Origin of the sequence: Aeoliella fuhlenseeensis (genome assembly GCF_052161615.1) — a bacterium.
Lineage (GTDB): Bacteria > Planctomycetota > Planctomycetia > Pirellulales > Lacipirellulaceae > Aeoliella.
The window spans coordinates 477,825-500,780 of record NZ_CP197417.1; the positions used below are offsets into that span (position 1 = coordinate 477,825).

A 22,956-nucleotide genomic window follows, 5' to 3' on the forward strand; every position below is an offset into this window, starting at 1 on the left:
CTACGAAGAGTCCGCCCGCTGATGCATTCGCAAGTTGTCGTCCTTGGTGGTGGTCCCGGTGGCTACGCGGCCGCCTTTCTCGCAGCCGATCTCGGGATGGAGGTCGCGCTCGTTGAGGCCGACCCACGCCTGGGAGGAACCTGCCTGCTGCGTGGGTGTATTCCTTCCAAAGCGCTGCTGCACGTCGCCAAGATTCTGAGCGAGGCCGAGGAGATGGCCGAGTGGGGCATCGAGTTCTCCAAGCCGACGGTCAATGTCGACAAAGTGCGTGCCCGCAAAGAGAAAGTGATCGAGACGCTCTCTGGCGGTCTCGCGCAGCTAGCAAGCCGTCGCAAAGTCAAACGCATTCATGCCCGCGGTGTGTTTGTCGATTCGAACACGCTGGAACTCGAAGGGGGCGATTCGGCTACCTACGAGAGCACGCGGCTGACGTTCGACCACTGCATCCTGGCGACCGGATCGGTACCGGCGATGCCCAAGGTGTTTGACATTGGTTCGCCCCGCGTGATGGATTCGACCGGCGCGCTGGCTCTACAGGATATTCCTGACACGATGCTGGTCGTCGGCGGTGGTTATATTGGTCTCGAGATGGGGACCGTGTACGCCGAACTTGGCTCGAAGGTTTCGGTAGTCGAGCTGACCGATGGCCTGCTCCCCGGTGCCGATCGCGACCTGGTGAAGCCGCTAGAGAAGCGAGTTCGCGAGCGTTTCCACGCCGTCCATTTGGGCACCAAAGTTGTCGGTCTCAAGGACGTTGGCGATGCGGTCGAGGTGGAGCTCGATGGCCCCGAAATGAAGGGTGGCCACAAGTACGACCGCGTGCTGATCTCGATTGGTCGTCGACCGGTGTCGGGTGGATTTGGCCTCGAGAATACGAAGGTCACGATCAACGAGCGCGGCTTTGTCGAGGTCGACGAGCAGCAGCGGACCAGCGACCCCGCGATCCTGGCGATTGGCGACGTGGTGGGCGACCCGATGCTGGCGCACAAGGCGTCGGCCGAAGGGAAAGTGGCAGCTGAAGTGTTGGCGGGCGAGTCGGTGGCGTTCGAACCGGCGGCGATTCCTGCCGTGGTATTCACGGATCCCGAAATCGCTTGGGCCGGGCTCACTGCCGATCAGGCGAAGGCGCAGGACCGGAAGGTGTCGATCGCCATGTACCCGTGGCAAGCAAGCGGCCGCGCGACGGCCAACGGCCGGACCGATGGCCTGACGAAGTGGCTGATCGACCCGGAGACCGATCGCGTGCTGGGCTGTGGCATCGTGGGCCAAGGTGCCGGCGAACTGATCGCTGAGGCCGTGCTGGCCATCGAGATGGGCTGCCAGATGCGCGACGTCGCCGAGACCATCCACCCTCACCCAACGCTCAGCGAGACCGTGGCGTTCGCCGGCGAGGTGCACCTGGGGACAGCCACCGAGATCTACAAACCAAAGCGTAAAAAAGATTAAGTAGCGCAAAAAAGACTAAGACTCACCACAGAGGCCACTGAGTACACGGAGAGAAGGAAGAAGAGTTGGGAACACTAATCTGCGCTAATAAACACTAATGAAAGAAAAGATTAGTGAGGATTAGCGAAGATTAGTGTTCCAAGAACGGCACCCTCTCTGTGTCCTCTGTGCTCTCCGTGGTTACCACGCGGATCGAGGAACGTAACCATGGCAACCGTCGATATGAAAAACTACAACTCGCCAATTCCGGACGACAGCGATCCGACGGAAACCGCCGAATGGCTCGAGTCGCTCGATTATGTGCTGGAGCACAAAGGCCCCGACCGAGTGAAGCAGATTCTCGCGGCGCTCGAAGAGGCCGCGTATCGCCATGACGTGGAGTTGCCGTTCACAGCGACGACGCCGTACGTCAACACGATCAAGCGCGCCGAGCAGCCAGCGTATCCGGGCGACCGCGAGATGGAGCGTCGCATCAAGAGCTACGTTCGCTGGAACGCAATGGCGATGGTGACACGGGCGAATCGTCACGCTGCGTCGCCGGGTGGCCACATCTCGACGTTCGCTTCGAGCGCGACCTTGTACGAAGTAGCGCAGAATCACTTCTTCAAGGGTCGTGGCGAGAGTGGATTCGGTGGCGATCAGATTTACTTCCAAGGCCACGCCGCGCCGGGCATGTACTCGCGGGCGTACCTCGAAGGTCGATTGACCGAACAGAATCTGATCAATTTCCGCCGCGAATTGTCGGCCGGGGGCGGTTTGAGTTCGTACCCCCATCCGTGGTTGATGCCCAAGTTCTGGGAATTTCCGACCGTGTCGATGGGCCTTGCGCCGATCATGGCCATCTACCAAGCGCGGTTTAACGAGTACCTGACCGACCGGGGACTCGCCGACCTGTCGCAGAAGCACGTGTGGGCGTTCCTTGGCGACGGCGAATGCGACGAGCCCGAAACGCTGGGTGCCATTTCGCTGGCCTCGCGCGAGCAGCTGCAGAATTTGATCTTCGTGATCAACTGCAACCTGCAGCGGCTCGACGGTCCGGTACGTGGCAACGGCAAAATCATCCAGGAGCTGGAAGGGACGTTCCGCGGCGCCGGCTGGAACGTGATCAAGGTCATCTGGGGTGGCGACTGGGATCCCCTGCTAGAGAAGGACACCGAAGGGGTACTCGCCAATCGGATGATGGAAATCGTCGATGGTCAGTACCAAAAGTACTCGGTGTCGCCGGGTAGTTACATCCGCGAGCACTTCTTCGGCGTCGATCCTCGACTGACGAAGATGGTGAAGAACTACTCGGACGAGAAGCTGCTGAAGATGCGTCGCGGTGGCCACGACCCTGAGAAGGTCTACGCTGCCTACCATCGCGCCGTGAATCTGAAGAATGGCAAGCCGACCGTCGTGATCGCCAAGACCATCAAGGGCTACGGCACGGGCGAGGGTGGCGAAGGCCGGAACATTACGCACAACAACAAGAAGCTAAACGAGCAGGAACTTCGCGAGTTCCGCACTCGATTTGGCATTCCGATTTCGGACGAGCGAGTGGCCGAGGCCCCGTTCTACCGTCCGCCGGAAGATAGCCCCGAGATGCAGTACATGCGCGAGCGTCGCGAGGCGCTGGGTGGTTTTGTGCCTTCGCGAAATAGCTCGAAGTGCTCGATTCCGGTGCCGGCGCTACCCGACTACGAGAAAACCATCAGTCAAAAGATGGTGTCGAAGGGTGAGGGCAAGGAGTTGTCCACGACGATGGGCTTCGTCCGCTTGCTGACCGATCTCTTGCGTGACAAAGAGATGGGTAAGTTCATCGTACCAATCGTGCCCGACGAGTCGCGGACCTTTGGTATGGAAGGCCTGTTCCGTCAGGTAGGCATCTACGCCCACGCGGGCCAGCTCTACGAGCCGGCCGACGCAGGCGATATTTCCTACTACAAGGAAGCCAAGGACGGCCAGTTGCTGGAAGAGGGTATCACCGAAGCGGGTAGCATGAGCTCGTTCAACGCGGCGGGCACCTCGTACAGCTCGCACGGCGTGCCGATGATCCCGATGTACATCTATTACTCGATGTTCGGGTTCCAGCGCGTGGGCGACCTCATTTGGGCCGCCGCCGACATGCGTGCCAAAGGGTTCCTCTTGGGGGGCACGGCAGGTCGCACCACGCTCAACGGCGAAGGCCTGCAGCATCAAGATGGCCACAGCTTGGTGAACGCGATGGCATTCCCGACCGTGCGTGCCTACGACCCGGCGTACAACTACGAGACGGCCGTCATCATCTTCCACGGCATGAAGCGGATGTACGTCGACAACGACACGTGCATCTACTACCTGATGCTCGAGAACGAAAACTACATGATGCCCGAAATGCCCGCTGGCCCGGATGGCAACATCCTGCCAGAGGTCGAAGAGGGCATCATCAAGGGCATGTACAAGGTGAGCCCGGCTGCGAAGAAGCTGAAGCACCACGTCCAGCTGTTTGGCAGCGGTGCGATCCTTCGCGGCGTGCTCGATGCTCAAAAGCTGCTTGCCGAGAAGTACGACATTTCGTCGGACGTGTGGAGCGTGACCAGCTACACCGAACTACGCCGCGAGGCGCAGGAGTGCCGGCGATGGAACATGCTACACCCAGACGCCGAGCCGCGGGTGAGCTTCCTGGAGAAGCAGATCGCGGGGCTCGATGGTCCGTTCATCGCCGCAAGCGACTACATGCGGGCGCTGGCCGAGCAGATCGACCCGTGGGTCCCGGGTGGCATCTTTGCATTGGGTACCGACGGAATGGGCCGGAGCGAAAGCCGCGAGGCACTGCGTCGGCACTTCGAGGTGGACGCGGAGTTCGTGACTTTGGCGACCATCGATCAACTGAAGCAGCGAGGTGCAGACGTGCCGGCGCTTGCGAAGGTGATCGAAGAGCTGGGGATCGACCCCGACAAGCAATCGGCGCTTTATGCGTAAGAGTACCTCCATACTCCGTATGGAGAAGCCACTTCGAATAGCGGGTGGCCAGAGATAACAGCAGAAGTAAGTGAGCGTCGCTTGATTCTTCTCCACACGGAGTGTGGAGGTACTATGGGGATCACCTGCGACACTTCGACAGCAACTGAATTAGCAAAAATTCCAGATGATTCTTCTCCACACGGAGTGTGGAGGTACTATGCGGGCACACGAACATGGCAACTGAAATCACCCTTCCTCATCTTGGCGAAAACATCGACTCGGGCGACGTGCTGTCGATCCTGGTGTCCGAAGGCGACTCGGTCGAGAAGGACCAAGACCTTTTGGAGATCGAAACCGACAAGGCAACGGCCGCCGTGCCGAGCCCCGAGGCGGGGACGATCGTCAAGATTCTGGTGTCCGAAGGCGACACCGTGAACGTCGGCGCGCCGATCTTTGAGATTGAATCGGGCGGTGGGGGAGCGAAGGCCAAGTCGGAGCCCAAGAAGGAAGAGAAGAAGCCCGAGCCTAAGAAAGAAGAAGCGAAATCGGAGCCCAAAAAGTCCGGGGGCGGGGACGCCCCGGCTCGCACGGAAGAGGAAGACGAGCCTAAGGAAGATAAGAAGAAGCCGGCAGCCAAGAAGGCCGCTGAGCCCGAGCCCGAAGACGACGAGGAAGAAGCAGCCCCCGCAGCGAAGGCGCCGAAGTCGGCCACTCCGACCTCCGGGACGCCGGGCGATGGCGTAGCGAGCGCGGCGGCGGGGCCCAGTGTTCGCCGACTGGCTCGCGAACTAGGCGTCGATCTGCGTCGCGTGCGCCCCAGTGGTAACGCTGGTCGCATCACCGAAGACGACGTACGGGCTCACGTTCGCAAAGCGCAGGCGCAAGCCGCTTCGCAGGTATCGAGTGGTGTCACGCCACCGGGCTCGCCCGACTCCGATGGCCAAGGTGCCGTGCGGATCGAGAAGATGAGCCGGATGCGAAAGACGATCGCGGCGAACATGGTGGCGAGCTACTCGAACATTCCGCAGCTCACCAACTTCGACGACGTCGATGTCACAGAACTCGAAGACATTCGTGTGCAGTCGAAGGACGATTACGCCAAGCGTGGTCTCAAGCTGTCGCAGATGCCGTTCCTGATCAAGGCAATCGCGTCGAGCCTCAAGCTGCACCCGATCGTCAACGCCTCGGTCGACATGGAGGCGGGTAACGTCATCTACAAGGAGTACGTCAACATCGGAATCGCGGTCGACACCGATCGCGGGCTGATGGTGCCGGTGCTGCGTGATGCCGATCGGTTGTCGATTTCGCAGATCGCGAAGGAGATGGACCGCCTGATCACCGCCGCCCGCGAAGGCACCTTGTCCATCGAAGAGATGCGAGGTGGCACTTTCACCATCAGCAACATGGGCGCGGTCGGCGGCACCTACTCGACGCCAATCATCAATCCGCCGGAAGTGGCGATCCTGCTGGTAGGCCGCAGCCGCATGCTGCCGACGATTGTCGACGACGCGATCGAAGCTCGGCTGATCATGCCACTGTCGCTGACCTACGACCATCGCGTGGTCGACGGGGCTGACGCCGCTCGGTTTGTGAACGACGTGAAGGGCTTCCTGTCTGCCCCGGGTCGATTGCTGCTGGCGCCGTAGGGCTGGCCGGCGTGGTATAATGAGATAGCCCATCCGCCACGCCTGGGAGGTAACTCATGGCCACCGAAACACTGGTGTTCGAGACATTCGATCAAACCACTCCGCACACGACCCTCGGGCCGTACTCGGACGAGGACTACCTGCAATTGCCCGAAGGGGAGCGGGTAGAACTCTTAAGGGGGAGACTGATCATGATGTCGCCAGCACCGAGGCCGAGGCACCAATTCATTGGCGTGCTGCTGTGGCGGGCTTTGAACGAAGCGGCCGTTTCGATTGGCGGCATTGCATTGCCGGCACCGGTGGATGTGAAGCTTGACCAGTACACGGTCCTTCAGCCGGACGTGGTGTATCTTCGCCCGGATCATGTCCATCAGATTCGAGATAGGATCTACGGTGCGCCTGATCTACTGGTAGAGGTTCTTTCGCCTTCGACGACCAGGCGAGATCGCGTTGAGAAGCTCGATCTTTACGCGACGGCACGGGTTCCGGAGTACTGGATTGTCGACCCGCGGTCGCAGGTCATCGAGTTTCACGTGCTCGACGGCCCCAGCTATCGCGTGACCGCGAAGGCCTCCGGTGAGTATCAGTCGCCGCAGTTTGCGGAAGTAGAGCTCGACATCACGGCATTCTGGCAGGAAGTTGATCAGCGACTGCCGCCTAGTGCGACGGACGGCGAGTAGGCTCGTCACCGGGGTGCCAGCGTTCTACAGTTCCTAGGTCACCCAACATTTTGGATACTCTCGGAACCGTTCGATGAACTCGGCAGCCCTGAACCTCCCCCCCGACCGCGTTGCGACACCCGCCAAGTCGCCCAACTCGACGCGCGATCTCGTCGTGCTGATCCACGGTATCGCCTCGAGCAAGTACTTCCTGGCACCGCTCGGTCGCCGATTGCGGGCGATGGATTTTGATACGCAGCTGCATACTTATTTCACGCTGCGTGGTTCGATACGAGACATTGGTTGTCGGTTTGCCGCGAAGTTGCATCGGCTAGCGGAGCAAAACCCGGATCGCAAAATTCACGTTGTCGCGCACAGCATGGGAAGCATCGTCACTCGGTGCGCGGTGCTCGCAGGTGTGCCTGACAATCTGGGCCGGATTGTGATGGTCGGTCCGCCGAATCGCGGTTCGCACATGGCGCGGAAGATGGCACCTTACTACGGTTGGTTGTCGTCGACGCTTTGCGAATTGTCCGACGTTCCCGAGAGTTTCGTCAACGCGCTTCCCCTGGCGGTGGATCGCCATGACGTGGGGATCGTAACGGCCGCCGCCGACTATCTGGTGCCTGCCGAGTCGACGCTACTCGACACCTACGCCGATCACATTACGTTGCCAGGTTTGCACGTCAGCGTGCTGTGGAAGAAAGAGACGGCTGGGCACGTTGCGAACTTCCTGCGGACAGGGAAATTCTAGTTCGATTCAATATCCGGACCGCCACGCGGTCCGCGACATTCACTTGCGATTCGAGTCGCATTGCTTCGCGGGGGTAGGCGTAGCTAGCAACGCTGAAGGCTCCGGGGACTAACGCCCCCGGCTCGATGAGAAGGACGCCCTACTGCCTTAGCCCCAGGAGTGGGAAGCAGAGGATGGGGATCGAGAGCGAGGCGACGCCGAGGACCCAGCGGAAGTCGTCGAGTTCGACGTCGTCGTTGGCCGTGGGTGGATGGTTGACGCCCATGAGGATCACCAGGATTAGCATGGGCGTCCAGATGGCAGCTTGTTCGAGATTGATCACCACGTAGGCGATTGCCGCGACAACGAATCCCCGCGCGTAGGTGTGGGCTCGTGGGCCGAACAGTCCATAGAGCGTGTGGCCGCCATCGAGTTGGCTGATCGGCAGCATGTTGAGTCCCGTGATCAGCATGCCCACCCAACCGGCCATGAAGAACGGGTTGACGTTCGAGATGCTGATCCAGTCGGCCTTGCCCGACCACTCGGGATGCAGGTGATCGATCATCCAATTGACGATCAGCGGCGTATGGAGCTGGATCTCGCGAACCGAGCCCGCCGCGTTCTTCGACAAGTCGAGTTGCGACACGCCAATCCATAAGATCGGTATGGCGACCACCAAGCCGGCGAGCGGTCCCGCGATGCCGATGTCGAAGATCTGCTTGCGATCCGCCCGCATGCCATCCATGCTGATCACCGCGCCCATCGTGCCAATGGGGTTGAAGGGCACGGGGATGCAGAGCGGGTAGCTGGCGGGGATGTGGTGCCGGACGGTTTGCAGGAAGTGTCCCATCTCGTGCGTCAGCAGGATGGCAAGCACCGCCCCCATGTAGGTGAGGCCTTCCTGCCAGTTGCTGGTGATCGTGTACCACATCAGTTGGAAGTCGGCCATCCGCTCGACGGGATGGTACTTCGCGGCACCCACCCAAAACGTGCTGAGGCAGGTCGCAACAAACAGCACGATGGGAAGCGTGCGCCGGCGGGGCAGGGGGTCGTCGCCGTGGAGGTCCGAACTGCGAAGTTCGCGGTATTCGCCATCGCTTGGCGCAGCAAACGCCTCGGGGACGGGCACCTCCGTGGGCGGGGGAGTGTCGGAGGCTGGCGGCTCGCCGGAGGAAGGTTCGTCGGTCATGCTGCCGATCTTAGCAAACGTGGTGCCGAGGGGCGAGTCGTCACCCGGTGGAGCCCCTCAAACGTTGGGTCAGTAGACTTCAATGCTCTTGACCGCACGGCCACCCGCGGAGCAGGCCGCTTCCAGGCAGCGCTCGGCGGCGGCGAGCAATTCCGCGGCGGCGAACGATCGCGAGATGGCGTGTACGGCCGTCACACCTGCCTTCAGGGCGAGCGACTCGCGGCCACCCCGTTCGTCAATGAGCGTTGCAACGCGGTTGGCGAGTTCTACGGCTTCGCGGCGTTCGGTGTTCGGCAGAATCCAGCTAGCACCGGTCGGCGAAGTCCGTAGCAACTGTTCCGTGCTCAAATCGAACTCCATCATCACCTGCTGCATCGTCGCACTGACGAGGTCGCCCACGTCGAGGAGCGGCTCGCGGGGTAAGTCGCACGTGACCTCGAAGCAAATGAGGCTTAGCGGGCATCGTTCGTGACGGCACTCGGCCACCGCCGCCTCGACGGCGTCGCGGACTAGCTGCCGTTGCATCGGAAACGCGACGGCTGATCTCTGCGTGCGTGGCGTGGGTACTGCGGGGGCAGCCGCGTCGGCTCGAAGCTCTTCACTCAGGTTCGACGGTCGCGCGTGGCCGAAGGCGAGCATCGCGCGTTGCAAGTCTTGTGTATCGGCGAGCAGCTCGTCGCAAAGTTGCTGTTCGCTGGGCATTAACCGCCCTGCGATGTTTTCGCCCAGCCGCGCAAGCCTTGCTTGCGACTCGAGCAGCACGTCGGTGTAAGTCGGTCGTTCGCCCAAGTCGATCTCCAGCACAGCCGCAAGTTGATCGACCTGCGGTTGAAGCTCCGCCACTAGTCGGCAAACGTCGTCGTGCGTCAGGGCGCCGTACTGCTCGCCACGCTCCAGTAAGTCGGGGAGCACGGCGAGTCGGTGCTGGTCGACCAACTCAGCGAACAGGTTGGCCAGTGCCAGAACTTGAGGCAGCGATGTTTCAAGCGAGTAGCTGTCAGCCGTGTTGCGACGTGTAGGTATCGTAGAGACAGCGGCGGCGTACATCTCGGGCAATCGCCATTTTCGCAGTAGGGCGACGGTCAACTGACGATGGTCGAAACCCAGGCTGCGATGCTCGAGCTCAATGAGGTCCTCGTGCTCTTCGGTCACGTGCTGAAGGAAATGGGCGTAGGGCGAGCCAAGTTGTGCCAGCAGCACCAGCTTGCCGATGTCTTGTAGCAGCGCGACCAGGAACGCATCGTCGCCCGCCGAGTTCCACTGCGTTTCTACCAACTGCCGAGCCGCGACCGCGCGAACCAAAGCCGCTCGCCAGTAGAGCTTCAGCTGATCGGCATCCACCTCGTCGAGCAATTTGTTGGGCAGGCTGAAACCAAGCACCAGCAGCTTGAGTGGTTTGATGCCAAGCAGGGCGAGTGCTTGCGTCAGATTCTCGACCTTGCTCGAGAGCCCGAACAGCGAGCTGTTGACGACCCGCAGCAACTTCACTACCAGCGCGGGGTCACGTTCGATGCACTCCTTGAGTGCCCGCGCGTCGACGCGCTCGCCTTCGGTGAGCTTCAGCACTTCCATCGCCACCGCCGGCAGCGAGTACAGCGACTCAGCCTTGGCAATGATGAGGTCTAATGGTGGATTCGAGGCAGGCATCTAAGGCGTTTGGTGTAGGGTCGGAGCAAGGCGCGCAGGTAGGCATCGAACTCTACCTTACAACTCGGCTTTTGCTGGGAACGCGGGCCTCTGACTGCTAGCACCATCGTCACAACCGTCACCCGCGGCGAACCGCTGAGTTGGGATGCACTTGGAGGATGAATCGTCCTCCAATTACGCCGGTCGCCCGGCTTTCGCATTCCCCCCTTTTGGCCAATGGCTTACAATCGGACCCACTGCTTGGCCCACTCTACGTTTTGAATCGACAGCAAGGATGCTCGCTCGATGAACCGCTCAACCCTCTACGCCTTCGCCCTGGCAACGCTTGTATTGCCATCGTTCCTGCATGCCGCGCCGCCGGCAACGCTCTCCGAAGTGCTCGCCACCGATGCAACGCTCCGCGACGTGGTGTTCGTCGACGCGCAGCACGGCTGGGCGGTGGGAGATCGCGGTGTCGTGTTGGTAACTGACGATGGCGGTGCGCATTGGTATCCGCAGCGATCGGGAGTGGATTGCCCACTGCTGTCCGTGAGTTTTGTCGATGACAAGCGAGGTTGGATTGTCGGCGGGCGCGCCACACCGCTGACGCATCGCAGCGAGGGCGTGGTACTTCGAACCATTGATGGTGGTACGACCTGGCAGCAAGTCGTGGAGCCCACGTTACCGCGACTCACGTACGTCGAGTTCTTCGACGCCGCGAATGGCGTCGCCGCTGGGTATGGCAGCAGCTTCTATCCCTCGGGACTCTTCACCACCACCGATGGCGGTAAGAGCTGGCAGCCAATTGGCTCGGCGCAGGTCTCCACTTGGCTGGCTGCCGACTTTGTAAGTTCGGGTAGCGGATTGCTCGCTGGTCCACGCGGTGCGCGAAGCGTCGTGCTGGAACGCGAGATGCGAACCGCAGGCACGACGACGGATGCTCGTCAGCCCCGGGCGATGGTGATCGATGGCGCGTCGAAGGGCTGGATGGTCGGCGACAATGGTATGGTGCTCACCACCAGCGACTCGGGCGCGACTTGGCAACCTCCCGCCACCGAACCACTCGCGATCGACCCCATCACTCGCCGGCAATGGAGCTGGAACAGCGTGGCGGTGCAAGGAAACCACGTGTGGCTTGCCGGTGCTCCTGGGAGCGTGATCGCCCACTCCGCCGACAATGGCGCAACGTGGTCGACCACCACGACGGGGCTTCGCGCTCCTGTCACTCAAATGCATTTCGTCGATGATCGCCGCGGATGGACCGTGGGCGAGCTTGGCACGATTCTGGCTACGACCGATGGCGGTCGCTCGTGGCGTCGGCAACGCGGTGGTGGCCACGCGGCGATGCTGGTCGTCGTCGCCACGCCCGAGGATGTTCCGCTCGAAGTAGTATCGCGGTACGCGGCCGGCGAAGGCTTTCGCACGGTGGTGGTACCACTATTCGCCGCAAAGACATCGTCCGTCACCGAACTCGACACGCACCGCGTCACCGAAGCCCTGACAGCCGCCGGTGCCATCGTTGCTCCGCCGCTGTGGGCTGGGGAAATGCTGCCGGTTGGCTACCACGCCAGCCCCGAAACGCTGATGGAAGAAATGAACCGCCGGACGGACGGACTTGCACGCGACGAATTGCTCGCCACCGCCGTGCTGGCGATTCGCACGTGGCAACCCGACCTGCTCGTCGTCCCGCACGAACGCAATCCGAATCGCGATGCCGGCTCGACCATCGCCGAACAACTTGCGATCGAAGCAAGCCGGCACGCCGCGGACTCGACGCAGGGGCTCGAGCTTGCCACGATCGATCTTCCCGCGTGGCAAGTGAAACGCACCGTGGGCCTTGCACCACCCGGCGAGCGTGGTTCGATCCGCGTGGCGACGGACGAATTCGTGCCAGCACTGGGTGGCTCGCCGGCGTCGTGGAGTTCGTTGCCGCGGTCGCTGCTATTCACCAAACATACGATCCCATCGCCGCTCGACGAGTTAGAACTGCTGTCGCAACTTGACGGAATGGCGACCAACACCCGCGATCCGTTTGCCGGCCTGCAGCTTCCGCCGGCTTGCGACGCGCGGCGGACCGTGGTGGCGAGTAACCCGAACGACCTTGAGCGACTTCGCAAGCTCACTCAAAAGCGCGGGCAGCTCGTACGCTTGCTTGATTACTCCGAAGGGAATCCAATCTGGAGCGCGCAGGTCGTGAACCTCACCGGAGGCCTCGATCCGCAAACCGGTGGCGAGCTCGTCTACCAGCTCGCCGAGGGTTATCGCGAGACAGGCCGCCACGCGATGGCCGCCGACACGATGTACTTGCTAGCGCGGCGCTACCCCGATCACCCGCTCACCGAGCAAGCCTTGGTGTGGCTCGTGCGTTACTACGCAAGTGGCGAGGTGTCGCATGTCACCGCGCGTCAGCAGGCGATGCAGGCACGCACCAAGCCGCTAGCGAACGTCGATTATAAAAAGTCGGCAGGCGCTCCGCGAAACGAGAGCATCGAGCTTCCCACCAACGACGATGGCGGTACCGCGACGCTGACGAGCGACGAGCGTTTGGAGCGGGCCTCGCTGCTTGGCGGCTATCTCGAGAAGGCTCGACCGGCGCTTTACTCCGAACCCGCGCTGCGATTCCCGCTCGCCGTCACGTCGCGCAAACTGGGTTACAACAACACAACCGAGCGGTACTTCATGGTGCTCGGGCGGTCGGGTTCTGACAGGGGTTGGAGTTCGGCGGCGCGCGTCGAGAACTGGCTCGCGAAGCCCGACGAGCTTCCACCCAGCAAGCCGCTGGTGACCTGCAAAGCCACGCTCTCGCCGCCGAGGCTCGATGGCGTGTTCGACGAGGCGATGTGGAAGTCGGCCGAAATGCTCCGCGTAGCGACCTCCGCCGGGCGCAACGACGACACAGCCGCTACAATGCAACTGGCCCGCGACACCGACTACTTGTACGTCGCCATCACCTGCCCGCTGCTGCGGGACGAGAAGTACGAAGCTACCAGTGCTTCGCGCACCCGCGACGCCGACCTCTCGGCGTACGATCGCGTGCGTTTGTCGATCGACATCGATCGCGACTACGTGTCGGCCTACGAGATGACCGTCGATTGCCGAGGTTGGACGCACGACACTTGCTGGGGCGACAAGAACTGGAATCCACGCTGGTTCGTCGCCAGCAAGATGAACGAAACGAACTGGACCGCCGAGTTGGCGATTCCGTGGTCGGAAGTCGTGAAGCCCGAGCCCGCCGTGCTCGACACGTGGTGCCTTCGAGTCACCCGCCAGAACGCCCGCGGCCACTCCGCCTCATGGACTGGAGTGTCGGGGGATACGCCGGATAGCTTTGGGTTATTGCTGTTTCGGTAGGGGTGAGATCTTTCACTTGCCTAACGTAGCTAGGTATAATGACAGCATGTCGACCGCCATCACCTCCAATCCGGAAATCCTCGGAGGCACGCCCGTGTTCGTGGGGACGCGTGTTCCTGTGGAGTCGTTATTCAATTACCTCATTCGGGGGCATTCGATCTCTTATTTTCTGGAGCAATTCCCGGCAGTGTCACGCGAGCAGGTGGATTCCGTGCTAGCCGATGCACGGCAGCACGCGGTTGCGGAAGTATCGCAATCATGAAGCTTCTGCTGGATGAGAATCTGCCTCATCAGTTGCGATTGGAGATTCCGGGGCACGAGTGCTTCACCGTAACCTACATGGGTTTGAGTGGCGTGACCAACGGTCGGCTGTTGCAAGCGGCAGCTGGGGAAGGCTTTGATGCCGTGCTGACGAAAGATGCGAATATCGAGTACGAGCAAAACCTGGCAGCACTTCCGGTCGCGGTGGTGGTGTTGTGGGCAGCTTCCAACGACATCGAAGACATCCGTCCGCTGGTTTCAATTCTACTTCACACGCTTGAGTCTCTGGCTCCCAATAAACTGACGGTCGTGCAAGTCCCCGTTAGCGAGTAGCCGGATTCGCAAGTATTCGGGCCATAGTACAACCATACTCCGTATGGTTAGGCCCTAGTAGGAACGCTCTATGGGTGTTTCTTGGCCTCGAACTAGCTAACTCCTTCGTGGCTCTCCATACGGAGTATGGAGGTACTATCACCCTCGACCGGAACGCTCACCGGATTTTTCTTGACACGCCATTCTAATTCTATAGAATTGGCGACGTGGGTCTTTTCAATTCAGCGATTCGGCACAGTCTGCCAGCGAAGGAGCATGCGTCATGGCGCGGCCAGCGAGTAAGCACCCTACCGATGGGGAGCTCGAAATACTGCGTATTCTTTGGGCGAAGGGGAGCGCGACGCTCGCCGAGGTGTGCGACGCGCTTCGCGAGAATCGCGACGTCGCTACCACCACCGTCGCCACGATGCTCAAGGTGATGCTGGAGAAGAACCTCGTGAAACGCCGCGCCTCGGCCGGCCGTGGGTACCAGTGGGCGGCCGCTTCGTCGCAAGAGAAGACCGCCGGCAGCATGGTGGGCAAGTTGGTCGATGGCGTGTTCGAGGGATCCGCGAGCCGACTGGTAGCGCACCTCGTCGAAACACACCGCCTCACCGGCGACGACTTGGCGGAACTCGAACAACTACTCGACCAGCAGCGCGCCGCGAGCAAGAAGCAGGGGAGCAAACGATGAATAGCATCTGGTGGCAAGTCGCGGGCTGGACCATGATCCACTTCCTCTGGATCGGCTCGCTGGTGTTCTTGGTGACGGCGCTAGTGCGACTGGCGCTATTCCGAGCGGCACCCCAGTGGCGCTACGCGGCGAGCCTCCTCGGACTCGCGGTGCTTGCCGTTTCGCCGCCCCTGATTGCGCTACGGATAGCGAGTGAAATCAAGCCACTCGCTGTTGTCGTAGAACCCATCGCTCAGGGAGTCGAAGATAGGTACGCCGGACCGCTTGCCGCATCTAGCTCGGCAGCGTCCCTTCCCGAAGCCGCGCCCCCCGCACCCGCGGTGATCGATCTCAAGTACACGCCGATCACGGTCGAAGCTCCATCAGTCGAAGCGCCGCTCGAAGCTTCGCCAACTGAAACGGTCGTTGTTTCGCAAGCAATAGCGCCGCCGGCACCTGTGAGCGACGAACCGATGTTCGACCCGCAGTTGCTGCTCCAAGCCTTGCCAAGCTACCTACCGTGGCTCTGGATGATTGGCACGCCTGCGACGCTACTGCTACTCGCCACCGGGCTGATGGGAAGCGAACGACTCCGCCGTCGGGCGGAGCCGATCACAGACCCCGTGCTGCTCGAAACCCTGGCGAGGCTCACCGCCGCTCTGCGGATTGGCCGCCAAGTGTCGCTCGCCGTGAGCGATCGCGTGTTGCAACCGGTGCTGGTCGGCATCGTGCGGCCGCTGGTTCTGCTGCCGTCGGTGGCGCTCACCAGTTGGTCGCCCGCCGAGATCGAAATGGCGCTGGTCCACGAACTGGCCCACGTTCGGCGATGGGACAACTTGATGAATCTCATGCAACGGCTCGTCGAGTCGCTGTTGTTCTTCCACCCCGCCGTGTGGATCACCAGCCGGTGGGTCCGCGCCGACCGCGAGCATTGCTGCGACGCCGTGGTGGTCGCCCACTGTGGCAACCGCGAGGCGTACGCCAGCCTGCTGGTGTCGGTGGCGAAGAGCTCCGTAACCCGGCGACTCCCGTCGCCCGCGATGGCCATGGCCTCGCATCCCCTAGCCAAACGCGTGCGACGCATCCTGCAATTGGAGGACGATCCGATGTTGGTCTCAAAACGAACGCTGTTGTCGGTTGCCGTATTGCTCGCCGCGCTAACCGCCGGAGCCGTGTGGTCGAGCACGCAGGCGGAGGAGGCGAAAGCAAGTGAGTCAGAACCAGTGAGCCGGGTCGTCCCCGACCCCGGAGATGAAGTTGACGATCGCTATGCAATCGAAGGGCGCACGGAGGAAGTGGACGAACCTTTTGTCATCGATACTGAGTTCCGTGATGGAGAGACCACAAAGACTTATAGCTACGATGAAAATGACCCTGCTGATAAGTCTCGCGCCGACGAGATTCTCAAAGCGATCGAGGTTTTTGAGAAGGCAGGGCACAAGGTAAGTATTAATCCGAGTTCGGGTCGCGTGCAGGTACTTGTCATGCGAGGCGGGACGTCAGCGGAAGTTTTCGCCCCTAAGGACAATGCTTCAGATGTTGAACGATTGTTCGCTGCGAACCTGGAGAACACATCGAAGAAATCGAAACGCGAGCCGGAAGCGTCAGCGCCGGGAGTGGAGGAAGTAACCGCAGAGAGCACGGAGGACGCGGAGAAGAAGGAATCGATCATCCTTCATCCCGAGCTTACCGAAGCCGAACTCGCCGACATTCGGAAGACGTTGGCCGCCGAGAACACGGGTTACTCAGTCTCTGTGAATGGCTCCTACGTGTTTCTGCGAAGCAACGACGGCTTGGTGAAGGCGCGGCGTTTAGAAATCAAACAAGGCAACTGGCGAGTCCTAGCACCCATCTTTGCGGAAGAATCTGGGGAGCACTACTCTTTTCTTTTAGCTGAGATTAATGGGCTCTCCCAAGAGTTCGAGACGCGTTGCATCAACCAAATAAAGAAGGACCTGCGGGACCATACTATTGAAGTCGTCCGATCTGATTGGGGGCCGGTCCGCCTATTAGCAACTCCGCACAATGTGATGAATGTTGTTGCTACCGATTTCGAAGGCCCAACCAGAATCTACGATATCGATGAAGCAATACCGGCCGAAACTATAAAGATGCTGATCGTCGCCCATGAAAAGGCAGGCAATAGCGTAATGATTCGGCGAGGGGACAGAGACAACTACCAAGTGGTCGTTACCAAACCTGGTGTAGCGTCCGACAAACCCGGCGAGCCGGAAGCGCCGGTTTCTGGAGAAGCAGCGCCCGGAGTAGAAGAACTAACCACGGAGAGCACGGAGGACGCAGGGAAGAGGACGGATCAGCAAGTCGCTGCGGCCGCCGATGTTCAGCCCAAACGCGCCCTGGCGGCGTTTTACTTTGCGAATGTCGGCGTCGGCCGCGGCAATGACGACCCCGCTCGCCACGCAGAGCGCATAGCGAAGCACGATGCGGAGTTCACCAGTGCGAAGGCGTTAGAAGGAGTTGTCTCGCGACTGAAGCTAGCCGATTCCATCGACGCGGAGTGGCTGAAGGACCATCTTAAGCTCAAGCGTGTGAATGATTGGGAATTGCAGGTGGCCATCGAGTGCGGTCCGGAAGATGATATCAGCCAAGGCCAAGTTTCCGAACTTATGAAAGAAGTCGTCAACGCGTACTTCTTGCGCCAATTCCCTCACTCGGACGACGCCGGTCATCTGGGGTCTTTGTGGCACCTGAGTCCGAAGATGGACCCAGAGGACTTCGAAAAGGCTCGGATATTCTTCCGCGAGAATACCGATTGGACATTTCGACTGGGTGAAAACTCGGTGTCCTTGTCCGCACGAGGCGATGTATTCGTCTTCGACGAGATCTTGATCGTTGGTGATCTCATCATCGGACTGGCAGGGAGCCCCCAATCGATCAAAGCATTCACCGAGGCTCAGGCTTCCACCGCGAAGGACGAGGCGGAGAAGAATTGGTCCCCTATTAACCCGATGGTCAACAAGCCCCCCTTCCTCTCTCTCGAAGACCAGCGGATCGCAGATCTGGCCTACGGCATGCTCGGCGTCGAAGTCGCGGCGATTGATGCCGAGGAGCTCGCAGCGGTGAAGGAGAAGGGGTTTGCGGGGGGAGTGAAGATGGAAAGTAGTGCGGGCAGGCGACAGCCTAACGGGATCCAGGGCGGCGACATCCTGGTAGGATTGCACGTTTGGCCCACAGCCGACTTGGATCAGCTTGCCGAAGTGCTACGACGAGGTGACCTCAATCAGTTCACGCCGCTGAAGTATTTCGTACTGCGGCAAGGAATTAGAACGGAGTACGTGAAGGGATCGTCACCAGACTCGCGGCATACTCCGGTGGAGGTACCATCCGGCGAGTGGACGCTCCACACCGGCCGCGTCTCGTTCGACACCCAAAGGTGGAGCCAAGAGCAGCAGCGGCTCAAGCAGATTGAACTCAAGGCCGAGCAAGACGCGGGCAAGACGACGCTACTTCCACTGCCGGGGCAACCCGGCGCGGTGAAGGTTGGACCCGCCGAAGCACCCGCCGCTGCCGCCAAGGAGCCCGAGAACCCTCCGCCCATCGCGACCACGCCCATCGCCGAGCCAGCGGATGCTGAACCTATAAAACCGGCCCCACCCCAGCTCCTCTACGACGGCCGAACGTTCGACGACTGGCGGACCGAGTGGAAGACGGAGCTGAAGACCGAGAACCGCACCGAGGCGATCAAAGCCCTACGAGCCTTCGGCCGCGCGGGCTACGGCAAAGAGGCGACCGAGGCAATTTTGGAGGTGGCGGAGGAGTATCCGATGATTTCGATCGGTCATGAGGGCTCGCCGAAAGAGACTTTGCAAACAGCCATTGTCTATTCGTTCGTGGATATCAATGACTCGTCTCCCATTCCGAGTGAGGTGTCGCTCCCGGTGATTCTCGACTGGTACGACGCGAGCCAAGAGAACCGAGTTCGCTTGGCGGCGTGGGTTCTGTCGAACACGGCTTCGAAGGACGTGAAGCTATTGGATCGCATCGCGGCGCTCGCAGACAACTCCACAATGGCGCTCGATGTGCTTCAACACCTCATAGCGAGTGATCCCAAGTTAAATCAGGAACGCACGCAAAAAGTGCTAAGGAAGTGCCTCGCGAGCGACGAACAAGGTATAGCCGTCGGGGCCATCATGAGTCTGATGCCCCGTCGCATGGTGGCATCAGCTAGCGGCAACTACGAGAGTGTGGTCGAGCTGCGGACACTGCCGACCTCCCTGCCTCCGCTACTATTTCACGAAGAACCTCGACTACGACAGTACGCGCGCCTTGTCCTCAATCACGCGAAGCCCGACCAGCTCGAGGATCTCCCCGAACTGCTAATGACCATCGCCGAGAAGCCTGGTGCGTCTGCAACTTTTAGAGGTGCTGCGGTGGTGGAGAAAACCGACGACGCGAAGGTGCAGAAGGCGCGTAGGCTTGATGCTTTGCGAGCGTTGGCAGCGATTGGAACCCATGCCCATGCGATGAGCGAACGTGTTTTCGCTCTCTTTGCAGTGGAAGATGATGACACCAAGAAGCTGGGAGAGTGGGTGATCAGTAACCTGCACACAACAAAATTGCCGCATGGTGGGCTTCGTTATGATGTACCTAAGGAGCTTTACGATCGCATTGAAGCAATGAAGAAGGATCAACCCGACTTGAGAACCGAGATCGATTGGGAAAGAGAGGCGATAGAGCTTTTTCCGCAGGACCAATTCGGCGGTGGCGGAGGTTTTAGAGGCGACATGGGTGGCGGCGGCATGTTTTAACGCTAGCTTGTCCTCTTCCCCAATAGCCGACGAGCTACGCCTCGTCGGACCGTCCCGCGATCGACTGCGAACTTGAAGCACACTTCCCAGGTCATCCCGGAGAGATGTAGCTCTCCCGCTAGGGCGCGACAATCCGTTCGGTTACAATCCCTCCCATGACACTAGTCGTGGGAGTTGACGAAGCGGGGTACGGGCCGAACTTGGGGCCGCTTTGTATTGGTGTGTCGGCGTGGGAAGTCGGGGGAAGGGCTAGGGGCCGGGGGCTGGGGGCTAGGGACGCGCAAGCGGATGTCGATCTGTTTCGATTGCTAAAGCGTGCGGTGGCGAATGGCCCGTGTGAAAAGCGTTTGCCGATCGCCGATTCGAAGCTGCTCTACAAACCGGGTGGCGGGGTCGAGGCGCTCGAGTGTGGGGTGCTGGCGATGATGTCGCTACTAGACCAAGCGCCGGCCAGTTGCTGGGAGACGCTGATCGACGGGCTCGCGGCGGATAGCGAAGGCTGTCGGCATCAGTTGCCCTGGCACGCGAATGGCTATAACGCCGCGGTGCCACGCGATACGTGTCCCGATCGCCTGAGTTCGATGCAATCGTTCGTGCGGAACAAGCTTCCGGACAACATCGCCCTACGAGCCATCGGCGGGCGGATGGTGTTTCCCGCGGAGTTCAACGGCGGGTGCCGTGAGCATGCAAGCAAGGGGCGGGCGTTATCGTGCTGGACGCTCGCCTTGGTGAGAGACACGATCGACCGGCTGACCCTAAATTCTAGCCCCCAGTCCTCAGCCCCCATCCTCGTCACTTGCGACAAGCATGGCGGCCGGAACTCGTACGCGGGACTGCTTGCCGAGTTCTTTCCGGGTTATACGATCCGCGTGGTGGTCGAGAGCCGGCCGCGGAGTGCTTACTTGCTGACGCGCGATGGCATGGAGATTCGCATTGAATTCCGCAGTAAGGGCGAGTCGCAGCTCGAGGCGGCCCTGGCGTCGATGGTCGCCAAGTACCTGCGTGAACTGTCGATGCACGCCTTCAACGCCTACTGGCAGTCGCACGTGCCAAATCTCAAGCCGACCGCCGGCTACCCGGGCGACGCGAAGCGGTTCAAGCTCGACATCGAAGCGAAGCAGCGGGAACTGGCGATCAGTGACGACATCTTGTGGCGTGAGAAGTAGAATACAGTTCAGACCTTTAGAGCCACTTCAAAGAGCGAAACGAATTTCGTTGCACGACCATGTATCTTTACCTTGCACGACACGCGTGGGCGGGCAACTATGGCGATCCCGCTTGGCCGGACGATAGCGAGCGACCGCTGACGAACGAAGGGATCGTCCGCTATAGGCGAATGCTCGAGCGGCTCGCGAAGAGTGGAGTCGCCCCACAAATCATCGCCACCAGTCCCTACGTCCGCTGCCGGCAGACGGCCGAGCTGATGGCGGACGTGTGCGGCGGCGAGATCGTCGAGCGGGACGAACTCGCCGTGGGTGCCGAGCTATCGAAGCTGATCCACTGGAGCAATGCGCAGCGTGTCGGCGAGATGGCCTGGGTGGGCCACAACCCCGACATGGGCCTGATGGCCGCAGCGCTGGTGGGCGATGCGGCGAGCTCGATTCGCTTTGCGAAGGGCACTGTCGCGGCGATACGATTCCGCGGCAAAGTGGAAGTCGGCGCGGGCGAACTCTACTGGCTAGCGACGGCGAAGCTGTTGGGGGTCTAACCTCCCATCGAGCCGGTCGCGTTAGCGGCCGGAGTGAACCACAGCGGACTCCGGGCCCGAAGAAGAATAGGACGCGGATGAACGCGGATCGGGCAGGATGAGCGCGGATTTACCAATGGTCGTCGTTCGCCCACATGTCATTCTGAAGGAGCCCCGGCGACTGAAGAATCTCCTTCGCCATTCGAAAGGATGTCACGCAGAGACGCGGAGAGAATCGTCGCGAAGGACCTTGGAACCGCTGATCTGCGCTAATTGACACTAATAAGTATTCATTGGCGAAGACTTCCGGTGACTAATCTTCCTTGAATCGCCTGCGTCGTCTCTCTCTTATGTCTGCGTCTCCGCGTCTCTGCGTGAGGCTTTTCTCCAATAGTTAAGGAGATCCTTCAGTCGTTTAGGCTTCCTCAGGATGACACAACATCCGAAACGCTCGGTATGAATCACTTCGGCCACGCTTTATAAGCGGCGTCGATCAGCCAGTGTTCGCCGTTGTCCATGCGGTCCTGGTGAATGGTCCAGAAGAAGACGCCGCGGTAGCCTTCGCCACGGGCCCAGGCGGACTTTTTGTAGATCGAGTTGCGATCGTCGTACGCCACGAGCATGGGCTTGTCGCCCGGCGCAACGAGCCACGGTGCCTGCACGTCTTCGTCCCACTCGGCACTCCACTTCTGGTCGATCAGCTTGCGAATCTGCGCGAAAGTCAGCACGCCGTGCTGGTCTTTCTGTGTGCGGTCGATCGGCGTGTACTTGGCCTTCACCGGAAACGCTCGGCCGTAGAGCGCGAGGCCGACAACTAGCTTCTCAGCGGGCACCTGACGGTCGTTGTGCCAGTAGTCCATCGACGCCTCGACCGACCGCCAGCTCCGCGCGGGGTCATCGGGCGAGGCGAGCAGCGGGGCGTTGTGTCCCACCACGCGGTCCCAAGGGCCCGAGTAATCGTAGGTCATCACGTTGAGCCAATCGAGCTTGTCCATCACGGCGTCGGTGTCGATGAACTTGCCAAAGAACTCGGACGAGCTAACGGCCGCGGTCAGTAAGTACGGCTCTTTGCGATCCGCGCTCTTTGCGGCCTCGTCGAGCTTGGCGCGGAGCGCGGTTACCAGCTCGGTGAATTGTTTGGTCGTCACTTCGGAGCGGGGAAACTCCCAGTCGAGATCGATGCCGTCATAGCCGTTGTCGACGACCAGCTTCACCACTTCGTCGACGTAGGTGTTGAGCGACTTCTCGTCCTTAGTCACGCGCTCGAACGCGGCAGTGGTGTTGCCTCCGCCGAGGCTCAGCAGCACCTTCACGTTGTGTTTGTGGGCGGTATCGGTGAGCGTGCGGCTCGGCACTTGGTCGCCGGTTACGGGGCGGCCCTCGTCGTCCGACGTGAGGAACGCGTGACACAGATGGGTTAGCCGGTCGTAGGGAATGTCGTCGATCGGAAGGTCGGCGAACGTGGCGTAATAGCCGATCATCACGCGTTCGACGGCCTGCGCGGAGGTTGGCAGGCAAGTCGCGGCCGCGGTTGCAATCGTTACGAGCGGCAAAGTTTTCCAGCGTGGTAGCACGTCAAAGTTTCCGTAGTTTGCGAATCGGGAGGGTCGGTCTATTGTGACTTACAAGAATAAGCCGTGCCAACAGCCCCTTCCATGCCGATGGTAGAGGGGATTTACGGC

General features: G+C 60.7%; 15 protein-coding genes. 12 read left to right on the forward strand and 3 right to left on the reverse strand.

The window, feature by feature from the left end:
- The first annotated feature begins 21 nt into the window (after positions 1-21).
- The 5 genes from lpdA (at position 22) to SH292x_RS01920 (ending at position 7,427) form a co-directional block, all read left to right on the forward strand.
- A complete protein-coding gene (gene lpdA, locus SH292x_RS01900; RefSeq protein ID WP_442483884.1) occupies positions 22-1,446 on the forward strand; it encodes a dihydrolipoyl dehydrogenase in 1,425 nt (474 codons plus the stop codon).
- A gap of 207 nt (positions 1,447-1,653) precedes the next feature.
- On the forward strand, positions 1,654-4,386 hold the full coding sequence (gene aceE, locus SH292x_RS01905; RefSeq protein WP_442483885.1) for a pyruvate dehydrogenase (acetyl-transferring), homodimeric type: 2,733 nt from the start codon (positions 1,654-1,656) through the stop codon (positions 4,384-4,386).
- 215 nt (positions 4,387-4,601) lie between these two features.
- Positions 4,602-6,014 (forward strand): dihydrolipoamide acetyltransferase family protein, encoded by a 1,413-nt coding sequence (locus tag SH292x_RS01910; protein ID WP_442483886.1) that lies wholly within the window; start codon positions 4,602-4,604, stop codon positions 6,012-6,014.
- A 56-nt stretch (positions 6,015-6,070) separates the two neighbouring features.
- Positions 6,071-6,694 (forward strand): Uma2 family endonuclease, encoded by a 624-nt coding sequence (locus SH292x_RS01915; RefSeq protein ID WP_442483887.1) that lies wholly within the window; start codon positions 6,071-6,073, stop codon positions 6,692-6,694.
- Between the two features lie 73 nt (positions 6,695-6,767).
- On the forward strand, positions 6,768-7,427 hold the full coding sequence (locus SH292x_RS01920) for an esterase/lipase family protein (protein WP_442483888.1): 660 nt from the start codon (positions 6,768-6,770) through the stop codon (positions 7,425-7,427).
- Positions 7,428-7,566: 139 nt separating this feature from the next.
- Here SH292x_RS01920 and SH292x_RS01925 read toward each other — a convergent pair whose 3' ends face one another.
- Together SH292x_RS01925 and SH292x_RS01930 are read right to left on the reverse strand one after the other, a co-directional pair.
- The gene (locus SH292x_RS01925; RefSeq protein WP_442483889.1) at positions 7,567-8,595 is read right to left on the reverse strand and encodes a site-2 protease family protein; all 1,029 of its coding nucleotides are present in this window, start codon (positions 8,593-8,595) and stop codon (positions 7,567-7,569) included.
- Positions 8,596-8,664: 69 nt separating this feature from the next.
- Entirely contained in the window at positions 8,665-10,242 is a 1,578-nt protein-coding gene (locus SH292x_RS01930; protein ID WP_442483890.1) for an HDOD domain-containing protein, read from the reverse strand.
- 285 nt (positions 10,243-10,527) lie between these two features.
- On the opposite strand from SH292x_RS01930, the gene SH292x_RS01935 reads away from it, so the two are divergent.
- The 7 genes from SH292x_RS01935 to SH292x_RS01965 all read left to right on the forward strand — a co-directional run bounded on the left by SH292x_RS01935 (position 10,528) and on the right by SH292x_RS01965 (position 21,295).
- The gene (locus SH292x_RS01935; protein ID WP_442483891.1) at positions 10,528-13,572 is read left to right on the forward strand and encodes a YCF48-related protein; all 3,045 of its coding nucleotides are present in this window, start codon (positions 10,528-10,530) and stop codon (positions 13,570-13,572) included.
- A 46-nt stretch (positions 13,573-13,618) separates the two neighbouring features.
- A complete protein-coding gene (locus SH292x_RS01940) occupies positions 13,619-13,834 on the forward strand; it encodes a DUF433 domain-containing protein (RefSeq protein WP_442483892.1) in 216 nt (71 codons plus the stop codon).
- A complete protein-coding gene (locus SH292x_RS01945) occupies positions 13,831-14,166 on the forward strand; it encodes a DUF5615 family PIN-like protein (protein ID WP_442483893.1) in 336 nt (111 codons plus the stop codon). The genes SH292x_RS01940 and SH292x_RS01945 overlap by 4 nt, the downstream gene beginning before the upstream one ends.
- 262 nt (positions 14,167-14,428) lie before the next feature.
- On the forward strand, positions 14,429-14,839 hold the full coding sequence (locus SH292x_RS01950) for a BlaI/MecI/CopY family transcriptional regulator (RefSeq protein ID WP_442483894.1): 411 nt from the start codon (positions 14,429-14,431) through the stop codon (positions 14,837-14,839).
- The gene (locus SH292x_RS01955) at positions 14,836-19,587 is read left to right on the forward strand and encodes a M56 family metallopeptidase (protein ID WP_442483895.1); all 4,752 of its coding nucleotides are present in this window, start codon (positions 14,836-14,838) and stop codon (positions 19,585-19,587) included. Before SH292x_RS01950 ends, SH292x_RS01955 begins: the two co-directional genes overlap by 4 nt.
- Before the next feature lie 155 nt (positions 19,588-19,742).
- Entirely contained in the window at positions 19,743-20,753 is a 1,011-nt protein-coding gene (locus SH292x_RS01960) for a hypothetical protein (protein ID WP_442483896.1), read from the forward strand.
- Positions 20,754-20,812: 59 nt separating this feature from the next.
- Complete coding sequence (locus SH292x_RS01965; protein ID WP_442483897.1) at positions 20,813-21,295, forward strand: SixA phosphatase family protein; 483 nt, start codon at positions 20,813-20,815, stop codon at positions 21,293-21,295.
- Between the two features lie 440 nt (positions 21,296-21,735).
- Here SH292x_RS01965 and SH292x_RS01970 read toward each other — a convergent pair whose 3' ends face one another.
- Entirely contained in the window at positions 21,736-22,848 is a 1,113-nt protein-coding gene (locus SH292x_RS01970) for a glycoside hydrolase family 18 protein (RefSeq protein WP_442483898.1), read from the reverse strand.
- Positions 22,849-22,956 lie beyond the last annotated feature (108 nt).

What these genes read in the sequence shown, in the direction of transcription:
- lpdA (WP_442483884.1), top strand. Translation starts at nt 22, where the DNA reads ATGCATTCGCAAGTTGTCGTCCTTGGTGGTGGTCCCGGTGGCTACGCG.
- aceE (WP_442483885.1), top strand. Translation starts at nt 1,654, where the DNA reads ATGGCAACCGTCGATATGAAAAACTACAACTCGCCAATTCCGGACGAC.
- SH292x_RS01910 (WP_442483886.1), top strand. Translation starts at nt 4,602, where the DNA reads ATGGCAACTGAAATCACCCTTCCTCATCTTGGCGAAAACATCGACTCG.
- SH292x_RS01915 (WP_442483887.1), top strand. Translation starts at nt 6,071, where the DNA reads ATGGCCACCGAAACACTGGTGTTCGAGACATTCGATCAAACCACTCCG.
- SH292x_RS01920 (WP_442483888.1), top strand. Translation starts at nt 6,768, where the DNA reads ATGAACTCGGCAGCCCTGAACCTCCCCCCCGACCGCGTTGCGACACCC.
- SH292x_RS01925 (WP_442483889.1), bottom strand. Translation starts at nt 8,595, where the DNA reads ATGACCGACGAACCTTCCTCCGGCGAGCCGCCAGCCTCCGACACTCCC.
- SH292x_RS01930 (WP_442483890.1), bottom strand. Translation starts at nt 10,242, where the DNA reads ATGCCTGCCTCGAATCCACCATTAGACCTCATCATTGCCAAGGCTGAG.
- SH292x_RS01935 (WP_442483891.1), top strand. Translation starts at nt 10,528, where the DNA reads ATGAACCGCTCAACCCTCTACGCCTTCGCCCTGGCAACGCTTGTATTG.
- SH292x_RS01940 (WP_442483892.1), top strand. Translation starts at nt 13,619, where the DNA reads ATGTCGACCGCCATCACCTCCAATCCGGAAATCCTCGGAGGCACGCCC.
- SH292x_RS01945 (WP_442483893.1), top strand. Translation starts at nt 13,831, where the DNA reads ATGAAGCTTCTGCTGGATGAGAATCTGCCTCATCAGTTGCGATTGGAG.
- SH292x_RS01950 (WP_442483894.1), top strand. Translation starts at nt 14,429, where the DNA reads ATGGCGCGGCCAGCGAGTAAGCACCCTACCGATGGGGAGCTCGAAATA.
- SH292x_RS01955 (WP_442483895.1), top strand. Translation starts at nt 14,836, where the DNA reads ATGAATAGCATCTGGTGGCAAGTCGCGGGCTGGACCATGATCCACTTC.
- SH292x_RS01960 (WP_442483896.1), top strand. Translation starts at nt 19,743, where the DNA reads ATGACACTAGTCGTGGGAGTTGACGAAGCGGGGTACGGGCCGAACTTG.
- SH292x_RS01965 (WP_442483897.1), top strand. Translation starts at nt 20,813, where the DNA reads ATGTATCTTTACCTTGCACGACACGCGTGGGCGGGCAACTATGGCGAT.